Here is a 16,771-nt window from a genome sequence, read left to right as displayed (position 1 = left end):
CAGGACCAGGACCAGGACCAGGACCAGGACCAGGACCAGGACCAGGACCAGGACCAGGACCAGGACCAGGACCAGGACCAGGACCAGGACCAGGACCAGGACCAGGACCAGCACCGGCGAGCCGGACGGCCGACCTGCAAATGTCCTCTGCCGCGAAGCCCCGCGCCCGCTGCGCTGGGTACGATTTGCGGATCGGTCCCATCACGTCAATCAACGCGCCGAGCCCGGCGCATCCGGAGAGCGCCGCCATGTCACTCGTCACTTTCGACGTCGATGCAGACGTCTGCACCATCACCATCAACCGTCCGGAAAAGCGCAATGCCGTCGACGGCGCCACCGCGCGCGAGCTGCGTGCCGCCTTCGAGGGCTTCGAGGCGGACCCGGCGCTGCGCGTGGCGATCCTGACCGGCGCGGGCGACAACTTCTGCGCGGGCGCCGATCTGTCGGTCGTGGGGAATCCGGCGCTTCGCAACGAACTCGATCCGGAGGGCGGCGGCAGTGGTCCCATGGGCCCGTCGCGCATGGCGCTGTCCAAGCCGCTGATCGCGGCCCTCACCGGCTATGCGGTGGCCGGCGGCCTGGAACTCGCGTTGCTGGCCGACCTCCGCGTGGCCGACCCGAATGCGGTGCTGGGCGTCTTCTGCCGCCGCTGGGGCGTTCCATTGATCGATGGCGGCACGGTTCGCCTGCCGCGCATCGTCGGCATGGCCCGCGCGCTAGACCTGATACTCACCGGCCGCCCGGTGGCGGCGCCGGAAGCGCTGGCGATGGGCCTGGTCAACCGTGTCAGCGCGCCCAACAATGCGCTGTCCGAGGCCCAGGCGCTGGCCCGCGACATCGCCGCGTTCCCGCAGCAATGCATGCTGACCGACCGCCACTCTGCCTATGCGCAGTGGGACCTGCCGTTGGCGGAAGCGCTGCGCCAGGAAGGCGCGCGCGGCGTGCCCATGGTCGCAGCCGAGGGCCAGGCCGGCGCAGAGCGATTCGCCACGGGTGCGGGGCGGCACGGCAAGTTCAACGGCAGGTGAAGCCGCCTCTCCGGGGAGCGCGTCCACGCCGCGCATCCTGCCAGTCGACAAACACACTCCCAAGGCTATGCTTGCGGCTTCCAGAACCAGGGAGGAAATTCGAATGACGGCGTCCGCGAGGCTGCGCGCAACTGATTCGGGCAGTGCGTCGCAGCGGCATCGATGCATGCATCCGGCGCTATTTCGGACGTCGGCCCGCGACCTTCTCCTGCGCGCCGCAAGCGACCACGCGCACGGCTGAGCCCCGCCATGTCACGCCGACTCCCCCCGCTCAACGCCTTGCGCAGTTTCGCAGCCGCCGCCGAGGCGTGCAGCTTCACCAAAGCCGGCGAGGCGCTCTACGTCACGCAGGGCGCGGTCAGCCGCCAAGTCAAGCAACTCGAAGAGTGGCTCGGCAAGCCTGTTTTCCTGCGCACCCCGCAGGGCATCGCACTGACCGACGCGGGCCGCATGTTGGCCGGGACCATCGACGACGCGTTCAGGCGCATCGAGGCCACCGCCGATGCGATCAAGCACTCCTCGCAACGGCAGATGCTCAAGCTCAACCTGTCGCCGACCTTTGCCACGCGCTGGCTGGCGCCGCGCCTGGCTGCGTTCCGCAAGATCTATCCGGCCATCGACTTCTCGCTCACGACCGACTCGGCCCGCAAGGCGCGCGACCTGCGCAATTGCGATGCCGCCATCGTCTTTGCAGACCACGATTGGGATCGTTGCGAAAGCAGCCGCTTGCGCCTGGAGGAACACGTGCTCGTGGCCAGCCCGCTACTGTGGACGCAGGGCGGCCTGCCCCCCCGCATCGAAGAGTGCACGCTGCTGCACATCCTCGACGGCGACTCGCGCATACCGGTATGGGAGCGCTGGTGCGAGGCTCACGGCATAACGCACCTGGACACACGCGCCGGTCTTGAATTCAGCACGCTGGACCTGGTGATCAACGCTGCGCTGACCGGCACCGGCGTCGCCATCGTCGATCAGGTCATGGTGCAGCCCGAACTCCGCTCCGGCGCGCTGCGCCGGCTGAACGGGCTGTCGTCCGAGGGGCCGGCCGGCTATTGGTTCGTTTCGCTCGCGCAAGAGCCCGGAAAGCGAGCCTGCGTCCAGCTATTCCATGACTGGATCCGCGAGCAGGTGGATACCGTCGCCTCATGCGATGCGGCCGCGGACGCGCTCTCTGACGCCACGGCGCCGGCGCGTCAGAAGCTGTGAGCCATGCCCACGCCGTAGACGGTGCTGTTTTTCGTGACGTAGTTCTTGCGCGCAAGGTCGACGTACAGGCTGGTCCGTTTCGACAGGAAGTAGTTGGCACCCGCGCCGATCACTTGTTCGACCCGCGTGCCATCCACAACGACCTTGCCCCAACCACCCCTGAGCATCGCAGGGCCGATGGTGTACTGCAGTCCCGCGGTGACGGTACGCGCTGTCGAGGTGCCCGCCACGCTGCGATCCCAGGCAGCCATCGCCGTCAGGTTGCCGAGCGAGCCCTTGAGGCCGATGAAGGTGTCGGTGTTGCCGACGCTGTTGCGCTCATGCGCCACCATCGCAGCGAACGGGCCCTTGTTGTAGTTCAGCGAAACGCCGTAGGGCTGCGTCGAGGTGCCTGAGTTCAGCGGCATAGCCTCGGCGGGCGCGAAGCCCGACGTCCGCGTGTTCTCCCGTGCCGCAGTGCTCAGATGAATGCTGAACCCTTCGTAGGTCGGCGAATCGTAGAACACGCCGTTGTTGATCCGCCCATAGTCTGGTCCGCCACGGTTGGCGAAGGGATCCGACGGATAGTTGTAGTGCCAGAGATCCCATGCAGGCGACGCGACCCGATCGAAGTAACCCCAAGGGTCGAACTGCCAGTCCTGCCCGTACATTGCATCGAGTGCGCGGCCGAGACGGATGCTGCCGAAGCCGCCTTTGAGGCCGACCGTCGATTCGCCGTGGAAATACGGCTTGTTGCTGGACTCGTTCTCGCCAGTGTCGGTTTCGAAGCGATGGCTCAGCATGAAGGTCGCAGCGAGGCCGTTTCCGAGATCCTCGACGCCAGAGAAGGCGATGTTGCTGCGCTGGATCGGCCCGACATTCCAGGTCCCCGCCGAATCACGGTACACGCCCGCGTCGAGGTAGCCGGACATGGTGACCGAGGACTGTGCGAACGCGCCACTGCCGGCGATGAGGAACGGCGCTGCAAGCGCAATGCGTCTGTACATGTTGTTGTGTCTCCCTGGGTGCGGGCGCGCTGTCTGATGACGAGCAGACCCTCTCGTCCGGCGCCGCGATTCGGCCAGGAGGGTCGGTGAAAGCGGCGCAGGAGGCGCCCGTTTGGCGCGCGCCCGCGCTCAGTGCGGCTTGGCTGCCAGGTCGACACGCTTCTCGACGAAGCGGCGCACGTAGTCCTCGACCGGGTGGTCCAGGATCTCGCCCGGCGTCCCTGCCTGCACCAACCGACCGTCGCGCAGGATGGCGATGCGCTGCCCGATGCGCAGCGCCTCGTCGATGTCGTGCGTGATGAAGACGATGGTCTTCTTCAGGCTGATCTGCAGTTCGAGCAACAGGCCCTGCATGTCGCCACGAATGAGCGGGTCCAGCGCGCTGAAAGCCTCGTCCATCAGCAGGATGGAGGCATCGACCGCCAGGGCGCGGGCCAGGCCTACGCGCTGGCGCATGCCGCCCGACAGTTCGTCCGGGTATTTCGCCTCGTAGCCCTTGAGCCCGACGCGGTCGATCCAGCGCCTGGCGTTTTGCACGACGCCGTCGCCTTTTTCTCCGCGCACCGTGAGGCCGTAGCAGACGTTGTCGATCACCGTCTTGTGCGGCAGCAGGCCAAAGTTCTGGAACACCATGCTCATGTCGTTGCGGCGCATCTTGTTCAGCGCGGCATCGTCCAGCTTGAGCACGTCTTTCCCACCCACCAGGATCTCGCCGGAGCTGGGTTCGATCAGGCGGTTGAAATGCCGAACCAGCGTGGACTTGCCCGAACCGGACAAGCCCATGATGCAAAAGATCTCGCCGGACTCGATGGAAAGGGACACGTCGTGCACGCCGACGTTGCAGCCAGTGCGCTCGAGCACTTCGCTCTTGGGGGCGCCGGCCAGGAGCATCTTCATGGCCTGCGCCTCGTTTTGCCCGAACACCTTGTAGATGTGACGGACTTCGATGGCGCTCATGACTTCTTCGCTCCCAGTTCGCGTTGACGCTTGCCCACGCCGTAGGCTTGCGTGATTCGGTCGATCACCACGGCCAGGATCACGATCGCGAGGCCGCCCTGCAGGCCACGGCCCATGTCCATGTTGTTGATGCCGGCCAGCACGTCTTCTCCGAGCCCGCGCGCGCCAATCATCGATGCGATCACCACCATCGCCAGGGCCATCATCACGGCCTGGTTCATGCCGGCCATGATGCTGGGACGTGCAAGCGGCAGTTGCACGCTGAAGAGGCGTTGCATGCGCGTGGTGCCGAAGGATTGCGCGGCCTCGACCACGCTCGCATCGACTTGCCGGATCCCCAGGTCGGTAAGCCGTACGAGCGGCGGCAGTGCGTAGACCACGGTCGCCAGCAATGCCGGGACCTTGCCCAGGCCGAACAGCATCAGCACCGGAACCAGGTAGACGAAGGTGGGCAAGGTCTGCATCACGTCCAGCACGGGCTGAAGCACGTTGCGCAAGCGCTCGCTGCCCGACATCCAGATGCCCAGCGGCAGGCCGATGGCCAGCGTCAGCAAGGTGGCGACGATCATCAGCGCCACGGTCTGCATGAGCTTGTCCCAGAGGCCGAAGCTGCCGATCAGGTAAAGGCCCACCGTGAGCACCACCACGACGCCGATCCGCCGCGTCGCGTGCCAGGCCAGGAGCGCGATGGCTGGTAGCGCCACCCAGGCTGGCGTTGCCAGCAGCGCGCGTTCAAGCGGCACCAGCATCCACGTCAGCAGAAAGTGCGCAATGGCAAGAAAGAACTCGCCGTGCGCCTGCACGAAGCCCATGACGGCCGAGTTCACCTCGTCGGCCACCGAAAGGTCGAGAAAGATTCCGTTCATGTCGGCTCACCGGTGTGGCGCGCGTTCACTTCAGCGCTTCGGTGAGCTTCGCCGCCGCTGCAGGAGTGACCCAGGCGCTCCAGACGGCGGGATTCGCCTTGAGGAATTCCTTGGTCACCACGTCGGCCGGCACTTTTTTCTCGCCCGCCATGCGCGCAATCGAGGCATTGATCGTTTCCGGCTTGACCTGCACCTTCTCGATCAGACTCACGACCTCTGGGTCGCTCTGGATGAGCGCCGTCGACATGCCCACCGTCAAGCGCGAGTTGGGCGTGGCGGAGGGGCACACCTCCTTGGCCCTCGGGTCCTTGATGGTCTCCCAGCACTTCTGGTTGTAGTCTGGCTCCTTGATCTGCACGAACTTGTACTTGCCCATCAGGCTCGCCGGCGACCAGTAGTAGAAGAGCACCGGCTTGCCGCGCTCCACCGCCGACGAGACGGCCGCGTCCAGCGCCGAGCCCGTGCCGGCGCGGAAATTGGTGTAGCTGCTGTCGAGCTTGTAGGCTTTGAACTTCTGGTTGTTGATCTTTTCGCAGTCCCAGCCGGTCGGGCAGTTGAGGAAGCGGCCTTTGCCCAGCTCTTCATCGTCGGCAAAGAGTTCCTTGTACTTCGGCATGTCGGCCACGGTCCTCAGGTCGGGTGCGCTGGCCTCGATGCCGCGCTTGGCGTCGCCATTGACGACGTAGTCCGGCACGAAGAAGCCTTCAGTGGCGCCGCCATCGGCAAGCAGGTCACCGACCAGCTTGATCTTCCCGCCCTCCACGCCCTTCTTGATGATGTCGGTGCGATTCCATTGCTCGACCCACAGCTGCAGGTCGCCGCTCACCAGCGCCGTTTCCGTGGCGGCGGTGCTGCCGTTGACCACTTCGGTCTTGCAGCCGTAGCCGGACTCGAGGATCGTGCGGATCAGGCTCGTATAGAACTGGCCCGATTCCCAGGTGATGCCGGCAAAGCGCAAGGGCTTGTCAGACCCGCATTGGGGTGCGGCTTGCGCACCTGCGCAAAGTGCCAGTGCCGCGACTGCAATCGCGATGCGACGCAGGGTGGGTATCGATTTCATGTTTGTCTCCTCCTGGTTAATTCTTGTGAAGCAATATCTCAGCGCATCGCGATGCTGCGTCGCGGTATTCGATGCGCATTGCGATGATCGTTGATGACGTCGCAGGGCGTGTACCAGGCGTCGATTTCGGCGTAGTCGCTCGCCTCGGGACGCAGCGCCATGGCGCGCACGGCGTCGTCGATCTGCGCCGGCGAATCCGCGCCGACAAGGGTCGAGGTCACGCCTGCCCGATCCATCACCCAGCGCAGCGCCAATTGCGACGGCGCGACGCCCAGGCGTTGCGCCACGCGGTTGACGGCGCGGGCGATGTCGAGGCTGGTGTCGTCGTCATAGAACGAACGCGTGAAGCCGTCGGTGCGGTTGCGCAGCGAGTCCGGCGCGCCGGAAAGCAGGCCGCGGGCCAGGGGCGAGAAGGGGGTGACCGCGATGCCCTCGTCTACGCAGTAGGGAATCATCTCGCGCTCTTCCTCGCGGTACGCGGCGTTGAGCTGGCATTGCATCGAGACGAAGCGGGTCCAGCCGTTGCGCTCGGCCACGTGGTTCATCTTGGCGAACTGCCACGCGTACATGGTGGAGGCTCCGATGTAGCGCACCCGGCCGGAGCACACGATGTCGTGCAACGCCCGCATCGTTTCTTCGACGGGCGTGTGCATGTCGAAGCCGTGCACGACATACAGGTCGATGTAGTCGGTTTGAAGCCTGCGCAGCGATGCATCGACGGCGTCGAACAGATGCTTGCGCGACAGTCCCTCGTCGTTCGGCCCACTGCCCATGGCGTAGTAGGCCTTGGTGGCAAGCACCAGTTGCTCGCGCGAAGCTTTCTTGAGCACGGCGCGGCCCACCACCTCCTCGCCCACGCCGATCGAATAGAAGTCGGCCATGTCAACGAAGTTGATGCCGTGGTCCAGCGCACGTTGAATGACGGGCGTTGACGCGGCCTCGTCGAGCACCCAGGGCCGCCACGCCGGCGTTCCGAAGTTCATGGTGCCCAGGCAAAGGCGCGACACTTTGAGGCCGGTGCGGCCGAGGTTGACGTAGTCCATGTCGCCGCTCATTTCGCGCGAGGCGTGTAGAACGGGTTGTGCACGGCCGTGGCCGCGGCGCGCACGGTGTCCAGCGACGGTTCGTTGCGCATGGCGGCCGTGACGGCGCCCTTTGCGGCGCGGTAGTTGTTGTCGAACACCTCGTCGGCATCGGCGGCGGACCAGTTCACCCAGACGGCTGCGATGACGCACCACTCGTTCTCCGCTTCGCGCGGCAGGATGCCTTCGAGGAGGCATTCCTGCACACCCTTGGCAACACCTGCCTGGGCCGGGCCCCAGGTCATGTTTTCGTGGGTTTCGCCGCGCAGGTCGGCCTTGTTGATGAAGGCGGTCATCGGCTTGACCGGCACGCCGGGTTGCAGCACCACCATGTAGGGCAGGTGTCCCTTGGTCGGCGACGAGAGGGCGCCGGCCCATGCGCTGCCGACCGGCCCGCTGCGCGCACCGATCATCACGTTGATGTGCGCGGCGTTGGGGCCGCTGCCGATAAAGCTTTCTCCAATATTCATGCTGTCGTCTTGTTGCAAAGGATTCGGTTGAGGGATCAGTGAAAGGTGGCGGCGCTGCTGAGGGTTCGCGCCAATGCCGCTTCGTCGAGTTCGATGCCCAGGCCCGGCGTCTGCGGAAGGTGGAACCAGCCCTGTCCATCGGGGCGCAAAGGGTGCGTGAGCATGTAATCGCGGCGCTCCGCGCTCCATTCGGGCGCATCGAGCGGCCACTCGATGAAGGGGGCACCTACCGTGCCGGCGGTGAGTTGCAGGTTGGCCATCAGCCCGATGCCGTTGCCCCAGGTGTGTGGCGTGAAGATACGGCCCTGCGCAGCCACGGCGCGGGCCACTTTCGCCAGGCCAGTGATGCCGCCGCTGCACACCGCGTCGGGCTGGAAGACGTCCAGGCAATCGCGCTCAAGCAGTTCGCGAAACTCGTAGGGCTCGCGCGTCATTTCGCCGCCGGCGACGCGGATGCCGACCTGCTTGCGCAGCGCGCGCAGGCCTTCGTAGTCGCCCCGATGAAGGGGTTCCTCCATCCAGTACACGCCCAGCTGTTCCAGTTGCCGCGCCACGACCAACGCGTGTCCGAGCGTCCACGGCTGTGCCGTGTCCCAGGGCATGCGCCATCCCTGGTTGCAATCGACCATCAGTTCGAGCCGGTCGCCGACTGCTTCGTGAATGGCCTGCACGACGGCCAGATCGTCTTCGAATCGAGGCCGCCCAAAGCGCACCTTCAGCGCCGGGAAACCAGCCTGCACGACCTGTTGCGCGACACGCACCATGTCTTCCACGGGTCGATGCACACCAGACGAGACATAGGCACGCAGGCGGTCGGTGTGGCCACCGAGCATGCGCCACACGGGCTCGTTGCGGACTTTGCCCGCGAGGTCCCACAGCGCCACGTCCATCGGCCACGGCCGGCCGGCATGGAACTCAATGTTCATGAGCACCGCGTGGTGGCGTTCCAGGTCCAATGGGTCGGTGCCGATGAAGAGATGCGCGTAGTCGGAAAAGCCGTACATCGCGTCGCCGGACCCGATTCCCGTGCGCCCTTCGTCGTCATGCACGCGCAGCACCGTGGCGGGAAAGTGGGTGCGCGGCCGGGTGTCCCACGAGGCGGGAAAGGGTGGGTCGAGCACCAATTGATGGTGCGTGATCTCGATGTGGGTGATGCGGGACAAAAGGCGGGTCCTGATGGATGTGATGGAAAGAGCGGCGCGACTACTGCAACTCGATCCAGGTGGTCTTGAGTTCGGTGTACTTGTCGAAGGCGTGCAGCGACTTGTCGCGCCCGTGCCCCGATTGCTTGTAGCCACCGAAGGGCGCATTGATCGAGGTGTGGTCGTAGCCGTTGATCCACACGGTGCCGGCGCGGAGGCGGCGCGCTGCGCGGTGCGCCTTCGAGATGTCGCGGCACCAAACCGCTGCGGCCAGGCCGTAGTCGCTGTCGTTCGCGATATCGATGGCCTCATCGAGCGAATCGAAGGCGATCATGACGGCCACCGGGCCAAAGATCTCCTCGCGCGCCACGCGCATGTCGTTGCGCACATCACCGAGCAGGGTCGGCCCAAGGTACCAGCCGCCGCTGTCCGCCCGCTGGGGCGCTCCGCCTATCAGCAGTCGGGCGCCTTCGCGCTGGCCGAGCGTCACGTAGTCCATGACACGATCGCAATGCTCGCCGGACACCAGCGCCCCCATCTGCGTGGCGGGATCGAGCGGATCGCCCGGCTGCAGGCGAGCGGCCCATTCCCGCAGCCGCAGCGTGAAGGCCGGCTGGATTTCCCGCTGCACCAGCAGGCGCGAGCCCGCGTTGCAGGTCTCGCCCTGGTTGTACCAAATGCCGTAGGCCGCATACATCGTGGCCCGGTCGAGGTCGCAGTCCGCAGTGACGATGTGCGGACTCTTGCCACCCAACTCCAGACCGACGCGCTTGAGGTTGGAACGCGCTGCGTACTCGAGGTACTTGCGGCCGATGGCGGTGGACCCGGTGAAGGCGATGGCGTCCACATCGGGGTGCAGGCCCAGGGCGGCGCCGGCTTCGTGTCCGAGGCCCGGCACGACGCTCAGCACGCCGGGCGGAAGGCCGGCCTCGTACGCCAGGTCGCCGAGCCGCAGCGCCGACAGGCTGGTGTGCTCGGCCGGCTTCAGGATCACCGAGTTGCCGGCAGCCAGTGCCGGCCCGAGCTTCCATGACGCGATGATGAGCGGGTAGTTCCACGGCACGATCGCCGCGACCACGCCGACCGGTTCGCGCGTCACCGTGACCAGATTGCCGTCGCCGTTGGGCGCGACCTCGTCGTAGAGCTTGTCGATGCATTCGGCATACCACTGGATCGCGGCCGCACACGAAGGTACATCGACGCGCAGGCTTTCAGCAATCGGCTTGCCGTTGTCGAGCGTCTCGAGCAAGGCCAACTCCTCGAGGTGGCTGCGGATCAGGTCGACCCATTTCAGCATCACGCTCTTGCGTTCGGCCGGCGCCAGCCCGGCCCAACTGCGTGCCTTGAAGGCACGGCGCGCGCCCTCGACGGCCAGTCCGACGTCGGGCGCGCTGCATGCGGCAATGCGCGCCAGCTCGACGCCAGTGGCCGGATTCACGCTGGGGAACGTGCGGCCGTCATGGGCACCGATACGGCGGCCATCGATAAAGGCGCGGCCGTCCGGTCGCAGCGCCGCGGCGCGCTGGTGCCAGTCAATGCTGTCGGTGCTCATGGGAAGGTTTGCGGTCCAGGTGAGGAGTTGCGGCAGTGTGCAAATAGCCGCAAGCACCGGCAAACCATTCTTTTGTTTGCGCCCCCATGACAAAAACTCATCCTGGGCGGGCATACCCCGAGGCAGGAGTTTTTTGCATGGGCGACGCGGCAAAAAAGTGGTTTGTCGGCCCGTGGCGCTGCTCGTAGTCTTTGCGGCCCGGGCCTCGTGCCCATGAACCCGCCAGCCACTTGCCATGACTTCCACGCCGCCTCCGCTCACGATGTCGCACATCGACCTGTTCCGCACCCGCAACTACATAGCAGGCGAATGGATCGACAGCGCGAGGCACTATTCGGTGAACGATCCCGCTACCGGACAGAAGCTGGCCGACGTAGCCTGCGCGGGTGCCGACGAAGCGAATGCCGCCATTGCGGCGGCCGGTCTGGCGGGCGCATCGTGGCGCCGGCAACTGGCACGCGACCGCGGCCAAGTGCTGCGACGCTGGTCGCAGCTGATGATCGAACGCCGCGACGACCTGGCCGCGCTGCTGACCGCCGAACAGGGCAAGCCGCTGGCGGAAGCGCGCGGCGAAGTGGCCTATGCGGCATCCTTCCTCGAATGGTTCGCCGAGGAAGGCCGGCGCGCCTACGGCGAGGTCGTGCCGACCCACAAGGCCGGCGCGCGGGTGATCGTGACGAAGGAGCCGGTCGGCGTTGTCGGGGCCATCACGCCGTGGAACTTTCCGCTGGCGATGGTGACGCGCAAGGTTGGCGCGGCGCTGGCGGCCGGCTGCACGATGGTGCTCAAGCCATCCGAGGAAACGCCACTGTCGGCCTTCGCGTTGGCCGTGCTCGGCGAGCAAGCCGGCGTGCCGCCGGGCGTGTTCAACGTGGTCTCGGGCGATGCGCCGGCGATCGGGCAAGCCGTGATGGCCAGCGAGTTGGTGCGCAAGATCTCGTTCACCGGGTCGACGCGCGTCGGCAAGCTGCTGATGCGCCAGGCCTCCGACACCTTGAAGCGCGTGTCGCTGGAACTCGGCGGCAACGCACCTTTCATCGTGTTCGATGACGCCGATATCGAAGCGGCCGTGGCAGGCGCCATCGCCTCCAAGTTCCGCAACGCGGGCCAGACCTGCGTGTGCGTCAATCGCTTCCTGGTGCAGGACGGCATCCACGACCGCTTCGTCGAACGCTTCGCCGAAGCGATTCGCGCGCTGAAAGTGGCGCCCGGCGACGCGGCAGGCTCCGAGATCGGCCCGCTGATCAACGCCGCCGCCCTCGCCAAGGTAGAGCGTCACGTAGCAGATGCGAAGGGGCTCGGTGCGCGCGTTGTCGTCGGTGGACAACCGCATGCACTGGGCGGCACCTTCTACCAGCCGACGCTGCTGACCGAAGCCTCGCCGGCCATGCAGTTCGCGCAGGAAGAAACCTTCGGCCCGATCGCGGCGTGCTTCCGCTTCCGTACCGACGACGAAGCCATCGCGCTGGCCAACGACACCCCCTTCGGCCTCTCGGCGTACTTCTACAGCCGCGACCTGGCGCGCGTGTGGGACGTGTCCGAGCGATTGCAAGTCGGCATGGTCGGCGTCAATGAAGGATTGATCTCGACGGAGGTCGCGCCCTTCGGCGGGGTCAAGGAATCGGGCATGGGCCGCGAAGGTTCCAGCCATGGACTGGATGACTATCTGAATCTGAAGTACGTGCTGCTGGGCGGACTGCGCAACGGCGCGTGAGATGAACGATCCACTGGGTGCATCGGCGTGCGCAAGCGCCAACGCGATGGCACGCCAGGCGCGCATCCGGCTCTGGGCTGCAGCCTTCGTCGTGTACGTGCTTTGGGCAACCAGCTACGCGGCCGTGCAGCAATGCCTGGCCGCCTTTCCGCCAGTCCTGCTGGGCGCGGTGCGCAGCCTGGTCGCCGCCGCGGTGCTGTGCGCGCTGGCGCGCCGGCTCGGCAAGCCACCCCCGCGTGCGGCACTCTGGCGTGACGCGTCGCTGGCCGGGCTGTTGTCGATCACGGTCGGCAGCTCGCTGCTTTCCTTCGGCCTGCGCGACACCACTTCCGGCACCGCGGCAGCGCTGTTCGCTTGCATGCCCGTTTGCGCAAGCGTGATCCTTGCCGTCGCAGGCCAGCGCCCGCCGCGCCGGCAATGGCTGGGCGGTGCCATCGGCATCGCCGGCGTGGCAATGCTCCACGTCGATGCGCTCGATCTCGGCGCACCCACCCAGCTCAAAGGCAATGCGCTGGTGCTGGCGAGCACGTTCTTCACGGCCGCATCGGTGGCCCTTGTCGCACGTGGACGCATGCCCGACAGCGCCCTATGGACCGCGGCCATCCAGTTGCTCGTAGGCGGCGCGGGCGCCGCCGTGATAGGCCTGTGTGCCGGCGAACGCGTGCACGAGGTCACGCCGGCATCGATGCCCTCATTGCTGTACCTGAGCCTTGTGATCTCCGCCGGCGGCTACCTCGCCTACAGCCACCTGATCCACCACGCTGGTGCGGCCGTGGCAACCGGCTTCGCCTATGTCAACCCGCCAGTGGCCGTGGCTATCGGGATGCTTTTCCTTGGCGAGCGGCCGACGGCCATGGCGCTTTGCGCGATGGCCGTCGTCATCGCAGGCATCGCCGTCACCTTGCGCGCTGCGAAGCACGTCAAGCGGGTGCCCTCATGAACGAATACGACTACATCATCGTCGGCGCCGGCTCTGCAGGCTGCGTGCTGGCGCATCGCCTCAGCGAAGACGGCAAGTCCCGCGTCTTGCTGCTGGAGGCCGGCGGCTTCGTGCGCACGCGGGCCGAACTGGCGCGACCCAACATGCATTTGTATTTCAACCCGATCAGCTACACCGCCAACACCGCGCCCAGCGGGACGGCCTCGAAGCTGATGAATCCGGACCCCTACTCGGCCTTTCTCATTTCGTTCAACACCTGCCGACCGACCAGCCGCGGCAGCATCGAGATCCGCTCTGCCGATCCCTTCGACAAGCCTGCCATCCACACCCGGTTCCTGAGCACGGCCGAGGACATCAGCGACGTCTTTGAAGGTGCCCGGCTGCTGCGGCGCATCGCAGCGGCGAGGCCATTGGCCGGCGTCATCGAGGAGGAATTGTTCCCGGGCCCGGCCGTCGCCACCGACGAGGCCCTGCTCGACGACTTCAAGCGACGCTGCGGCTCGGTCTACCACGCATGCGGCACGGCAGCGATGGGCCCGGACCCGCGACACGCCGTCGTAGGCCCTGAATTGAAGGTGCACGGGATCGACCGCTTGCGCGTCATCGACGCTTCGGTGTTTCCGGCTGTGCCTTCGGGCAACACCAACGCGCCCACGATCATGGTGGCCGAGAAGGGTGCAGACGCGATTCTCGGTCGCAAGCCAGCCGCCTGACCGGCGTTGCAAAAGCCATGCGATCGCCGCTGCGTCGCCTGGCTCGGTCCTTTTCACTTCTCAGGCCGCGAAGCCCCCGTCGATCGTCAGGCTCGCGCCGGTCACAAAGGCCGCGGCGGGGCTTGCCAGGTACGACACCATCCCGGCGATCTCCTCCGGTTGCCCATGGCGCTGGATGGCCATGAAGCTTTGCATCAGGCCGGCGCTCGGCCCGTTCTCGGGGTTCATGTCGGTATTGACCGGGCCCGGCTGCACGTTGTTGATGGTGATGCCACGCGGGCCGAGATCGCGCGCCAGGCCTTGCACCAGTCCAACCAGCGCCGACTTGCTCATTGCATAGACGCCGCCGCCTGCAAACGGCATGCGGCCGGCGTTGGTGCTGCCGATGTTGATGACGCGGCCACCGTCCTTCATGTGCGCAGTCGCGGCCTTCGTGGCGACGAACACGGCGCGCACGTTGACCGCCAGCGTGCGGTCGAAATCTTCCAGCGAGAACTGATCCACCGGGCCGAGCAGCAGCACGCCGGCGCTGTTGACCAAGATGTCGAGCCGGCCGAAATCGGCGGCGGCCTTGTCGATGCCCGCGTTGAGCGCAGCGGCGTCGGCGCTGTCGATGCGCACGGCCTGGGCGCGGCCTCCCGCGGCTTCGACACTGCGCACCAGTTCATCGGCCGGGCCTTGGGAGGCGGCATAGCTGAACACGACGGTCGCGCCGTCCGCGGCCAGGCGGCGCACGATGGCGGCGCCGATGCCGCGGGATCCGCCGGTGACGAAGGCAACCTTGCCAGCGAGCGGGAGGGTGTTTGCAGAGGTGGTCATGAGGATCTTTCGAGGGAATGTGTTGAACAGGCCTTCAGTTTGGGGATTTCCGACTGTTCCCGGTAGCCATCAAAATCCTCAATGACCTTCAACCTGAAGTTGTAAATTGCATCGATGGAACCACTCAGCCATCTCGAATCCTTCGTCCAGAGTGCCGAGGCCGGCAGCTTCTCGGCCGGCGCCCGGCGCCTGGGCCTGACACCGGCTGCCGTCAGCAAGAACGTGGCGCGGCTGGAGGCAAGCCTGGGTGTGCGCCTGTTCCAGCGCAGCACGCGGCGGCTGACGCTGACCGAAACCGGCGAAGGCTTCCTGCGACAGGTGAGCGGCGGCCTCGCCCTCGTGCAGGACGCCCTCGCCAGCGTGGCCACGGTCGGAGGCCAACCTGCCGGCACGCTCAAGGTCAGCATGGGCCAGGCCTTCGGTCGAGCCTATGTCGTGCCGTTGCTCGGCGAGTTCCTTGCGCGCTATCCGGCCATCGTCCCCGACTGGCATTTCGACAATCGACAGGTCGACCTGATCGGAGAAGGCTTTGACGCAGCCATCGGCGGCGGCATCGAACTCGCGCCGGGACTGGTCGCACGCGAACTGGCGCGCGTGCACGTGGTGGCGGTCGCATCGCCCGGCTACATGGCGAGGCGCCCGATGCCGGCGGTGCCCTCGGACCTGGCCGCGCTCGACGGCATCGTACGCCGCTCATCACCCACCGGGCGCCTGCGCAACTGGACGCTGGTCAACGCCGCCGGCGACGAAGGCGAAGCCGATCTCAAGCCACGCATCGTGTTCAGCGACCCCGAAGCCATTGCGCAGGCAGTTCGCATGGGCCTTGGCGTGGCGCTGCTGCCCATGCCCTTCGCCGGCCCGGGCCTCGCCAGCGGCGAGTTCGTGCGCGTGCTTCCCGGCTGGGTCGCCGACATGGGCGCGCTGTCGCTTTACTACCCGAACAAGAAGCTGCTGCCGGCCAAGACGCGCGTGTTCGTCGACTTCGTGGTCGAGCGTTTTCGGGAGACCGGCTTCGCCCAACGAATGAAGGGCGGCTGAGCAGTTCGGGTTGGGTTACTACGGGCAACGGTTCGGCCGCTTCGCGCTTACAACGGCGCGATGACCTTCCTCCAACCCTCTTCCAGAAAGCCGGCATGACCCACTCCTTCAAGCCGAACCGTCGCACCGTGCTGGCCGCAGCGATGGCTGCCGCCCTGCTCTCGATCGCCGGCCCCGCGGCCGCGCAAGGCACCTGGCCCACCAAGCCCGTGCGCATCGTCGTGCCGTTCGCGGCAGGCGGCACCACCGACATCCTGGCGCGCGCCGTGGCGCCCGAGTTGTCGAAGGCGTTCGGCCAGCAGTTCATCGTCGACAACCGCGGCGGGGCCGGCGGCAACATCGGCGCCGAGGTCGTGGCCCACGCGCCGCCCGACGGCTACACGCTGCTCATGGGCACGGTCGGCACGCACGGCATCAACCGCGCGCTGTATGCCAAGCTACCCTACGATCCGATCAAGGATTTCGTGCCCATCACGCTCGTGGCCGCCGTGCCGAACGTGATGGAAATGAACGCCGAGAAGGCGAAGGAAATGGGCATCAGGAACGTCGCCGATTTCATCAAGTACGCCAAGAGCCATCCCGGCAAGCTCAACATGGCCTCCAGCGGCAGTGGCACGTCGATCCACCTTTCGGGCGAGCTGTTCAAGAGCATGACCGGCAGCTACATGACCCACATCCCGTACAAGGGCTCCGGCCCCGCCTTGATGGACATGGTGGCCGGCAATGCCGACGTGATGTTCGACAACCTGCCCTCGTCGATGCAGCAGATCAAGTCCGGCAAGCTGGTCGCGCTGGCCGTGACGAGTTCGAAGCGTTCCGCCGCATTGCCGGATGTGCCCACGGTCGAGGAGGCCGGCGGCCCTGCGCTCAAGGGCTTCGAGGCGAGTTCATGGTTCGGCCTGCTGGCGCCCGCCGGCACCTCGCCCGAGATCGTGAACCGTATCCAGCAGGAGGTTGCGAAGGCACTTGCCACCCCGGGCATCAAGGAAAAGATGCTGGCCCAGGGCGCGATTCCGAGCGGCAACACGCCGGCCGAATTCACTCAGTTCATCGCGAGCGAGCACGCCAAGTGGGCCAAGGTGGTGAAGGACTCCGGCGCGAAAGTGGATTGATTTCCGGATTTGGGCAACCGAACCCTGAAAACCTGGATATACGCGGCGCCAAGGTTGAAATGCAAAGTAGCCAACCGCCGACACCG

Annotated in this window: 16 protein-coding genes; 7 read left to right on the top strand and 9 right to left on the bottom strand. The window is 66.3% G+C overall.

Translation table 11 applies throughout. From position 1 onward, the window contains the following. Window positions 1-248: 248 nt before the first annotated feature. The gene (locus tag WKW80_RS20765) at window positions 249-1,028 is read left to right on the top strand and encodes a crotonase/enoyl-CoA hydratase family protein (RefSeq protein WP_340365464.1); all 780 of its coding nucleotides are present in this window, start codon (window positions 249-251) and stop codon (window positions 1,026-1,028) included. A gap of 249 nt (window positions 1,029-1,277) precedes the next feature. After that, window positions 1,278-2,234 (top strand): LysR substrate-binding domain-containing protein, encoded by a 957-nt coding sequence (locus tag WKW80_RS20760; protein WP_340365463.1) that lies wholly within the window; start codon window positions 1,278-1,280, stop codon window positions 2,232-2,234. Here the strand turns inward: WKW80_RS20760 and WKW80_RS20755 are convergent. The 8 genes from WKW80_RS20755 to WKW80_RS20720 all read right to left on the bottom strand — a co-directional run bounded on the left by WKW80_RS20755 (window position 2,222) and on the right by WKW80_RS20720 (window position 10,349). Further along, the gene (locus WKW80_RS20755) at window positions 2,222-3,220 is read right to left on the bottom strand and encodes a porin (RefSeq protein WP_340365462.1); all 999 of its coding nucleotides are present in this window, start codon (window positions 3,218-3,220) and stop codon (window positions 2,222-2,224) included. The two genes, WKW80_RS20760 and WKW80_RS20755, sit on opposite strands and share 13 nt — an antisense overlap. 129 nt (window positions 3,221-3,349) lie before the next feature. Beyond that, entirely contained in the window at window positions 3,350-4,177 is an 828-nt protein-coding gene (locus tag WKW80_RS20750; protein ID WP_340365461.1) for a quaternary amine ABC transporter ATP-binding protein, read from the bottom strand. Further along, window positions 4,174-5,043 carry an ABC transporter permease gene (locus tag WKW80_RS20745; RefSeq protein WP_340365460.1) on the bottom strand — a complete coding sequence of 290 codons (870 nt, stop codon included), beginning with the start codon at window positions 5,041-5,043 and terminating at the stop codon, window positions 4,174-4,176. The genes WKW80_RS20750 and WKW80_RS20745 overlap by 4 nt, the downstream gene beginning before the upstream one ends. A gap of 25 nt (window positions 5,044-5,068) precedes the next feature. Further along, complete coding sequence (locus WKW80_RS20740) at window positions 5,069-6,103, bottom strand: ABC transporter substrate-binding protein (RefSeq protein WP_340365459.1); 1,035 nt, start codon at window positions 6,101-6,103, stop codon at window positions 5,069-5,071. A gap of 38 nt (window positions 6,104-6,141) precedes the next feature. Further along, window positions 6,142-7,146, bottom strand: a complete 1,005-nt coding sequence (locus WKW80_RS20735) for an aldo/keto reductase (RefSeq protein ID WP_340365458.1) — start codon at window positions 7,144-7,146, stop codon at window positions 6,142-6,144. Window positions 7,147-7,154: 8 nt separating this feature from the next. Beyond that, a complete protein-coding gene (fae, locus tag WKW80_RS20730) occupies window positions 7,155-7,655 on the bottom strand; it encodes a formaldehyde-activating enzyme (RefSeq protein ID WP_340365457.1) in 501 nt (166 codons plus the stop codon). 35 nt (window positions 7,656-7,690) lie between these two features. Then, window positions 7,691-8,818 (bottom strand): mandelate racemase/muconate lactonizing enzyme family protein, encoded by a 1,128-nt coding sequence (locus WKW80_RS20725; RefSeq protein WP_340365456.1) that lies wholly within the window; start codon window positions 8,816-8,818, stop codon window positions 7,691-7,693. Between the two features lie 40 nt (window positions 8,819-8,858). After that, window positions 8,859-10,349: an aldehyde dehydrogenase gene (locus WKW80_RS20720; RefSeq protein WP_340365455.1), complete on the bottom strand. Its 1,491-nt coding sequence runs from the start codon at window positions 10,347-10,349 to the stop codon at window positions 8,859-8,861. A gap of 235 nt (window positions 10,350-10,584) precedes the next feature. Between WKW80_RS20720 and WKW80_RS20715 the strand changes: the two genes are divergently transcribed. Genes WKW80_RS20715 through WKW80_RS20705 form a run of 3 tightly spaced genes read left to right on the top strand, consistent with a single transcriptional unit; the run spans window position 10,585 to window position 13,716 of the window. Then, a complete protein-coding gene (locus WKW80_RS20715) occupies window positions 10,585-12,063 on the top strand; it encodes an NAD-dependent succinate-semialdehyde dehydrogenase (RefSeq protein WP_422822930.1) in 1,479 nt (492 codons plus the stop codon). 1 nt (window position 12,064) lies between these two features. Continuing rightward, window positions 12,065-13,003 carry a DMT family transporter gene (locus tag WKW80_RS20710; RefSeq protein ID WP_340365454.1) on the top strand — a complete coding sequence of 313 codons (939 nt, stop codon included), beginning with the start codon at window positions 12,065-12,067 and terminating at the stop codon, window positions 13,001-13,003. After that, complete coding sequence (locus WKW80_RS20705) at window positions 13,000-13,716, top strand: GMC family oxidoreductase (RefSeq protein ID WP_340365453.1); 717 nt, start codon at window positions 13,000-13,002, stop codon at window positions 13,714-13,716. Before WKW80_RS20710 ends, WKW80_RS20705 begins: the two co-directional genes overlap by 4 nt. Before the next feature lie 60 nt (window positions 13,717-13,776). On the opposite strand, the gene WKW80_RS20700 is transcribed toward WKW80_RS20705, so the two are convergent. Then, window positions 13,777-14,535 (bottom strand): SDR family oxidoreductase, encoded by a 759-nt coding sequence (locus WKW80_RS20700; RefSeq protein WP_340365452.1) that lies wholly within the window; start codon window positions 14,533-14,535, stop codon window positions 13,777-13,779. Between the two features lie 114 nt (window positions 14,536-14,649). Here WKW80_RS20700 and WKW80_RS20695 point away from each other — a divergent pair, with 114 nt between their 5' ends. Both WKW80_RS20695 and WKW80_RS20690 read left to right on the top strand, forming a co-directional pair. Next, window positions 14,650-15,573 (top strand): LysR family transcriptional regulator, encoded by a 924-nt coding sequence (locus WKW80_RS20695; protein ID WP_340365451.1) that lies wholly within the window; start codon window positions 14,650-14,652, stop codon window positions 15,571-15,573. A gap of 95 nt (window positions 15,574-15,668) precedes the next feature. Continuing rightward, entirely contained in the window at window positions 15,669-16,685 is a 1,017-nt protein-coding gene (locus WKW80_RS20690; protein WP_340365450.1) for a Bug family tripartite tricarboxylate transporter substrate binding protein, read from the top strand. Window positions 16,686-16,771: the final 86 nt, after the last annotated feature.

Origin of the sequence: Variovorax humicola, assembly GCF_037889915.1 — a bacterium.
Lineage (GTDB): Bacteria > Pseudomonadota > Gammaproteobacteria > Burkholderiales > Burkholderiaceae_C > Variovorax > Variovorax humicola.
The sequence above is the reverse complement of the archived record's forward strand: the minus strand, read 5'-3'. Positions and strand labels throughout refer to the sequence as shown.